This is a genomic window from Pseudomonas protegens (assembly GCF_003732485.1).
Lineage (GTDB): Bacteria > Pseudomonadota > Gammaproteobacteria > Pseudomonadales > Pseudomonadaceae > Aquipseudomonas > Aquipseudomonas protegens_B.
On the sequence record NZ_MOAK01000086.1, the window covers coordinates 250,408 to 255,405 of the forward strand.

At 60.4% G+C, this 4,998-nt stretch carries 5 protein-coding genes; 2 read left to right on the forward strand and 3 right to left on the reverse strand.

The window, feature by feature from the left end:
* Positions 1-219 (forward strand): TonB-dependent receptor (locus BLX41_RS36485; protein WP_259745270.1); only part of this gene is annotated, 219 nt, incomplete at its 5' end.
* A 28-nt stretch (positions 220-247) separates the two neighbouring features.
* Here BLX41_RS36485 and BLX41_RS28155 read toward each other — a convergent pair.
* The 3 genes from BLX41_RS28155 to BLX41_RS28165 form a co-directional block, all read right to left on the reverse strand.
* Entirely contained in the window at positions 248-859 is a 612-nt protein-coding gene (locus BLX41_RS28155; RefSeq protein WP_259745271.1) for an acid phosphatase, read from the reverse strand.
* Between the two features lie 269 nt (positions 860-1,128).
* Positions 1,129-2,403, reverse strand: coding sequence for an OprD family porin (locus tag BLX41_RS28160; protein ID WP_123727528.1), 1,275 nt, complete (start codon positions 2,401-2,403; stop codon positions 1,129-1,131).
* Positions 2,404-2,908: 505 nt separating this feature from the next.
* Positions 2,909-3,784: a helix-turn-helix transcriptional regulator gene (locus tag BLX41_RS28165; RefSeq protein ID WP_123727799.1), complete on the reverse strand. Its 876-nt coding sequence runs from the start codon at positions 3,782-3,784 to the stop codon at positions 2,909-2,911.
* A 155-nt stretch (positions 3,785-3,939) separates the two neighbouring features.
* Here BLX41_RS28165 and BLX41_RS28170 point away from each other — a divergent pair, with 155 nt between their 5' ends.
* The gene (locus tag BLX41_RS28170; RefSeq protein ID WP_123727529.1) at positions 3,940-4,839 is read left to right on the forward strand and encodes a DMT family transporter; all 900 of its coding nucleotides are present in this window, start codon (positions 3,940-3,942) and stop codon (positions 4,837-4,839) included.
* Positions 4,840-4,998: the final 159 nt, after the last annotated feature.

A 4,998-nucleotide genomic window follows, 5' to 3' on the forward strand; every position in this document is an offset into this window, starting at 1 on the left:
CGCGCCGGGGATGCGCCCAACAGCTTCGACCTGCCGGGCTACACCGTGGCCGATGCCTTCGCCACCTACGACACTCGGGTCGAAGGGCAGAAGGTCAAGTTCCAGCTCAACGTGAAGAACCTGTTCGACAAGACCTACTACACCTCGTCGGCCAGCAAGTTCTTCGTGTCCATGGGGGATGCTCGCCAGGTATCGCTGTCCAGCACCCTGGAGTTCTGATGAGCACCCTGATCCTGGGTCTGGCGCCCTAGTCGGCGCCAAGTGCCAGGGCTTGCGCTTGCGCCGCACAGTCGCCGCTGGCGCTCAGGCCCTTGGCGCGAACGGCCAGCAGCTCTTGCCGGGCGACGGCGAAGTCGGCCTGGAAGGTCGGATCGGCGTGCAAGCGTGCCACGGTGGTCGCGCCGATCTCACGGCCTTCACGGATATCGCTGTACCAATGCACGTTGCACACCATGCGGCTCTCCGAATAGGCCCGGCCACGGGCCCACAGTGCGTTGCCGTACTCGGGGGCCAGCTCGCTCAACAGCAGCGCCCAGGCCCAGCCGATTGCACTGTGGCCCGACGGGTAGGAACCATCTGCGGCCAGCTTCGCCTCATCTTCCGGGGTACAACTGGGCTGCTGGTTGTAGACGAAGGGCCGGGTGCGCATGTGGTGCGTCTTTGCGCTGTAGGTGGCCATCCCGGCATCGGTCAGGGTCCGCCGCAAGACTCTGTACAGCGCAGGTGTTTGCTGTTCGCTGATCGGCGCGTTCAGCGCACAGGAAAACGTCTCTGCGGCGGCGGGGAACTTCAGGTTGGCATCGCTGATGGCCAACTCCCAGCGTTTGCTGCCACGCAAGGCCTGGCTTTTTTCAGCCATGCTCTGGTCCAGAGCGAAGGCGGGAGTCCCCACCGCAGGAGGTGGGGGTAACAGCGACAGACTGTTGGGCAGATCCTGCTGTTTCAGGTACCCGATCAAGTACCCCGGTCGGAACTCCGGGACGCTTTGCGGCTGAGCGGGTTGTTTGGCTTCGACTGGGTTGATCAGGCTTAAAAACAATAGACTGGCCAAACTTTTCGATAGTAGACGTTGCATGTGGATATCACCTCTAAGCGTTTGATTTTTTTATGTGGGTTCTGGTTGCCTGGTTACTTGATGTTCCAGATGTAGTTGAACATCAGTCGTGTATCGTCAGTGTCGCGAATGAAGTTCTTGGCGTAGTTGGAGCGATAGATTGCACTGCGCAGGCGTACACTTAAATTCTTCAGCGGGCCTTGTTGTACGACATAACGCAATTCATTATCCAACTCCCATGACTTGCCAATTTTTTGGCTGCCGGTGATCTCGGCATGATTGCCGGATATATAGCGGCTATTGATACTCAGGCCCGGCAAGCCCAGGTTGGCGAAGTCATAGCCATAACGAAGTGCCCAGGAGCGCTCCTTGGCATTGGCGAAGTCACCCAGTACGGATAAGTTGATCAAGTTGGCATCGGCACCCAGGATGTTGGCATAACCGGTGTCCCCCAACATTCGCTGATAAGCCAGGCCAAGGCTGTGGCCTTTATAGGCGTACCCGAGCAACCCCTGCAGGGCGCGGTTGTCGATGTTGCCGCCTTTGGCATTGGCGTAGTCGTTCATCAGGCTCAAACGCAGATCGCTGCTGAAAGTCCCCGCTCCCCAGGGGCTCTTGTTGACCAGGGTGAAGACCTGCTGACGGTAGATATCCTGCAGTTGGGCGACATGCACGCGAGCCAGCCATTGCTTGTGGAATCGGTAGTCGAGGCCCGCCATGTCGAAGTGTTCCGCGGTGGCCCCCGGCTTCTCGAAACGCCGGTTCAAGGGGCTCAGGGTCAGCGGTGTGTACTGCGTGGCGTTGCGCTGCAGGACCCGGCTCAGACGCCCGGCGGTAAACTCCAGGTCATCGATTTCATTGGAGGTCAGCAGCCCGCCTTCGAACATCTGCGCAAACAGGCGGCCGTCATTGGGTCTCAGTGTCGGCAGTACCGGCGGTACCAGGGTTCCGAACTTGAACAGCGTCTTGCTGGTCTTGAGCTTGCCGGCCAGGGCCAGTTTCGAATAGTCATCCTCTGCCCGGCCATTGCGTGCCACCTTCAACAGCCCGGTACCGGTTCGGCCAGGAGCGGAATCCAGCTTGATCCCGAGCATGCCGATGGCGTCGGCACCGACGCCGAGGCTGCCTTCGGTGAACCCTGAATCCAGGCGCAAGAGGAAACCTTGCGCCCATTCTTCACGGGTAGGGGCAGTGCCTTCGCGAAAGTCCCGATTGAAGTAATAGTTGCGCAGCTCCAGGCGTGCGCTGCTGTCCTCCAGCAGTTCGGCTTTTACCGGAATGGCCAGCATCGAGGCACACAGCAGGGGCGAGTGTCTGACCCATTGCCGTGGCAAACTTCTTGAAAGCATTTCATCGTCCTCCGTTTTTTTTGTTTTGGAGTAAGGCGATTAACAACTGAGTTGTTGCAGGTTTGTTTAAAGCTCCATGTGCGAATGTTGAATTGCTTTATGGGTTGGTGAAAGTTGTGGATCAGTTGTGGTTGACGTGACTTTGTCGGGTGCTTCGGTTAATTGGCTCCTGTTGGAGTGCGCTTGCACGTTGAGTTTTTGTGTAATGCCTGGGGTTCAAGGCCCAAAGACTAAGTTGAGCCTGGGGTTAAACAAGAATCATCAGCTCCATGAATGAAGTGATAAATAAAATTATAAAAAAATTACCTTTTTATGTTCTTGATTGTCATATAAGAACTTGTGGAGGGTGGTCTTTTGGAAAGATGCATGTAGGGGGTTTTAAATTGGTTTGTAAGAATTGTCTTATTTAAGTGGGGAACTTGAGCCGCTTACTGATTCATGCGTGTAAGGGTGGGCTTTGGCATAAGAAGGGGCATGCAGAGGCGGGTTCTCGGCAACCCCGACCTCAGCGCAGGAACGCCAGGCGGTAGTCTCCCGGCGTTCCCCCCAGGGCCTGGCGGAAGCGATTGTTGAAGTGGCTGGCGCTGGCAAAACCACAGGCCAGGGCAATCTCGCCCAGGGGCTGGGCAGTGGTGCGCAGCAGGTAACGGGCCCGGCTCAGGCGTCGGGCCAGCACATATTGGTGGGGCGGCAGGCCGAAGCTTGCGCGGAACATGCGGGCGAAGTGGTATTCGGAGAGGGCGCACAGCCCCGCCAGTTGGCCCAGGCTCAGGGGCGCTTCCAGCTGGTTGTCGATGTAGTCCACCAGCAGGCGCCGCTGGTACGCGGCCAATCCGCCCTTGAGCCGGGCCCCCTGGCGTAGGCCCACTTGATGGAGCAGGGCATGGCTGAGCATCTCGTGGGCCAGGCTGCTGGTCAGCAGGCGCTCGCCGGGTTCGTCCCAGTTCAGGCGGACCAACTGTGCAAAGCGCTGGGTCTGCTCGGGGTCGTCGAGAAAGGTGCTTTCGCGCAGTTGCAGTTCCCGGGGCTCGCGATCCAGCAGGGTGACGCAGCCCAGGGCGAACTGCTCCGGGCTGAAGTACAGATGGGCCAGGCGAATATCACCGTTGATCACCCAGGCCGACTGGTGCTCGGCGGGCAGGATGCACAACTTGCCCGGGCCACCCTTGCTGCCGGGCTGGTCGCGGCGAAAGGTGCCGGTGCCGCCGGCCAGGTAGCAGGACAGGGTGTGGTGGCTGGGCGCCTCATATTCCTGGGCGTCGTGATGGTTGCTCCACAAGGCTGCGGACAAGCCGTCACCGAGCTCGGCGCTGTGCTCCAGGCGAGCATTGGGCGAGCGGTTGAGGGCTTGGAAGACTTGCAGGGTATCCAGTGCGGGCATGGTGGTGACGTCAACATGGGTGCGGTTGCCGGTGTTTCGCATCCTACTCCGTAGCACCCGTGCTGCCAGCCCGGCACCGATAAAAAGCGCAAGTTTATGCAAGCGCGGGCAGGGGGCGGCGCTGGAAACTGTGCTCCTTGTAGAGGAGTCGCGCCATGAACCTATCGCTGTACCTATTGACCGTGCTGATCTGGGGCACCACCTGGATCGCCCTGAAACTGCAACTGGGGGTGGTGGCGATTCCGGTGTCCATCGTCTATCGCTTTGCCCTCGCGGCCCTGGTGCTGTTTGTCATGTTGCTGCTCAGCCGCAAGCTGCAGCCGATGAACCGCCGCGGACACCTGATCTGCCTGGCCCAGGGGGTGTGCCTGTTCTGCATCAATTTCATGTGCTTTCTGTACGCCAGCCAGTGGATTCCCAGCGGCTTGGTGGCGGTGGTGTTTTCCACCGCGACCCTGTGGAACGCCCTGAACGCGCGGGTGTTCTTCGGCCAGAGGATCGCGCGCAATGTGCTCCTGGGTGGCGGTCTGGGCCTGCTGGGGTTGGGGCTGCTGTTCTGGCCGGAACTGGGGGGCCACAGCGCCAGCCCGCAAACCCTGCTGGGCCTGGGCCTGGCCCTGCTGGGCACCCTGTGCTTCTCGGCGGGCAACATGCTCTCCAGCCTGCAGCAGAAAGCCGGGCTCAAGCCCATGACCACCAATGCCTGGGGCATGGCCTACGGCGCGACGATGCTGGCGGCGTATTGCCTGTTCCAGGGCATCGCCTTCGATGTGGAATGGACCACTCGCTACATCGGCTCGTTGCTGTACCTGGTGATACCGGGTTCGGTGATCGGCTTTACCGCCTACCTGACCCTGGTGGGGCGCATGGGCCCGGAGCGGGCAGCCTATTGCACCGTGCTGTTTCCGGTGGTGGCGCTGAACGTCTCGGCCTTTGCCGAGGGCTACCAATGGACTGCCCCGGCATTGGCCGGGCTGGTGCTGGTGATGCTGGGCAACGTCCTGGTATTCCGTAAACCCAAGCGGGTGCCGGCGCCCAACGCAGCCACCGCCTGAGCAGGCGCTGGCTTGTGTAGGAGCTGGCTTGCCAGCGAAAGCGGTTTCCAGATTTGCGCAGAAGTCTCGGGCCCCTTCGCCGGCAAGCCGGCTCCTACGGGGCGGTGGTGGCGGTGGCACTGGTTGTAGGAGCTGGCTTGCCAGCGAAAGCGGTTTCAA

Coding starts and splice junctions, on each gene's coding strand:
- BLX41_RS28155 (WP_259745271.1), bottom strand. CDS start 859: ATGGCTGAAAAAAGCCAGGCCTTGCGTGGCAGCAAACGCTGGGAGTTG.
- BLX41_RS28160 (WP_123727528.1), bottom strand. CDS start 2,403: ATGCTTTCAAGAAGTTTGCCACGGCAATGGGTCAGACACTCGCCCCTG.
- BLX41_RS28165 (WP_123727799.1), bottom strand. CDS start 3,784: ATGCCCGCACTGGATACCCTGCAAGTCTTCCAAGCCCTCAACCGCTCG.
- BLX41_RS28170 (WP_123727529.1), top strand. CDS start 3,940: ATGAACCTATCGCTGTACCTATTGACCGTGCTGATCTGGGGCACCACC.